The sequence below is a fragment of the Acidovorax sp. HMWF029 genome, assembly GCF_003060895.1.
Classification (GTDB): Bacteria; Pseudomonadota; Gammaproteobacteria; order Burkholderiales; family Burkholderiaceae_C; genus Acidovorax.
This window is the reverse complement of the sequence record NZ_QAIH01000324.1, coordinates 1-1,415: the sequence shown is the minus strand read 5'-3', so window position 1 is coordinate 1,415 and position 1,415 is coordinate 1. Positions and strand designations below refer to the sequence as shown.

2 protein-coding genes are annotated in these 1,415 nt (G+C 65.1%); both read right to left on the bottom strand.

The window, feature by feature from the left end; translation table 11 throughout:
* Positions 1 to 126: 126 nt before the first annotated feature.
* On the bottom strand, positions 127 to 1,182 hold the full coding sequence (locus DBR12_RS21295; RefSeq protein WP_108619045.1) for a zinc ribbon domain-containing protein: 1,056 nt from the start codon (positions 1,180 to 1,182) through the stop codon (positions 127 to 129).
* A gap of 77 nt (positions 1,183 to 1,259) precedes the next feature.
* Positions 1,260 to 1,415: DUF2145 domain-containing protein (locus DBR12_RS21290; RefSeq protein ID WP_146185597.1), on the bottom strand; the 156-nt coding region annotated here is incomplete at its 5' end.

The following is a 1,415-nucleotide window of genomic DNA, read 5'->3' as shown; positions in this document are numbered from 1 at the left end:
TTTTCTATCAGTGCGCCGGGGGCGCTGTGGGCGGGCAAGGGGACGGCACCCAGCAAGCCTGCGGCGGCGAGTGCGCCCAGCAGCTCACGGCGGCGCAGCGCGTGTGGCACGGAACCCACTCCCACCTCAGTCTTCGCGCGCCAGCCTGACCCCGGCACCCGTGCCGCATGCGTGGCAGAAACGCGCGAAGGCACTCTTGCGGGTGCTGCAGTGGCCGCAGTGGTCAAACAGGCCGATGCCGCAGTGCGGGCAGAAGTCGATCTTTTCGTTTTTCAGGTCCACGGGCCGCTCGCAGCCGGGGCATACGTTTTTGGCCAGGCGGGCCAGGGCCACGTCGTAGCTGAGTTCCTTGCGGCGCTCCTGGTCGGGCAGGGTTTCGGCCAGCTTCTGGCGCTCCAGATAGCGGTTGAGCGCCAGGATGGCATAGCGGCCCACCACGGCCGTCATGGCAATGCCCACCACGTAGCGCACGTAGCCGCCGTAGCTGGGCAGGTAGGGCACCAGCTCCACAAAGAAAGCAAACAGCGCAAAAAAGATGAAGCCCCACACAAACGGCCAGTAGGTGCTCTTGCGCTTCTTGGCGAAGAGCCAGCCCGCGACGGCCAGCAGCGGCAAGGTGAGGGCCAGGCGGTAGAGGAACACGCGCAGCTCGACCTTGCGGCGCTCGGCGTTGAGTTTGACGTAGCCGTCGGACTCCATGCGTCCCAGCTGCTCCTGCCGGGCGGCTGCTGCCTGGCGGGCATCGAGCGCAGCCTGCTGCTGGGCCTCGACCGCCTGCTGGGTCTTGCGTTCGGCGAGCTTGAGCCCATCGAGCGCCTGGGTGCGCGCGATCACCTCCGGGTCCTGGTCAGCGCGCTGGGTGGCGCCGCGCGTAGCCAGCCAGTTGTTGAAGCTGTCCCTTTCTGACTGCACTTCGCTGCGCACCTTGCTGCGCTGCAGCTGGGCCTGCTCCAGCGCGGTCTGCGCGTCCTGCTCGGCCTGGCGCGCTTCCTTGACCTCGGCGCGCAGCCTCTCGGCAACCGGTTTGTCCAGAAAGTCATCCAGGCGCAGCGGGGTCTCGACCTTGGGCAGATCGCCCACGATGGTTCCCCCCAGGCCGATGAGGAAACTGGCGAACACCAGCGCCACGAGCCACAGCCCCCGGCGGAACCACTTTTCAGACAAACGCAGCGATTTGCTCATGGTGATCTCTCTCCTTGGATACTACTGATTTGATAGCTAAAAAAGCCCACCAGACAGGCGCAAAGGCCTTTTTTTGTTCAATTTTTCAGCACAAGGACCACCGAAGGCGCCGCCAGCTGGGTGCGTTGCAGCCAAGCCAGCACCGAGTCCACCGTAACCGTCTCGATACGGTCGGAAAACCGCTTTTCGTTCGGGTGGTCATCAAACGCGATGTTGGCCGACCCGACCCGCCC

Bases quoted from the DNA above. Each gene is read 5' to 3' on its own strand.
- DBR12_RS21295 (WP_108619045.1), bottom strand. From the start codon at position 1,182: ATGAGCAAATCGCTGCGTTTGTCTGAAAAGTGGTTCCGCCGGGGGCTG.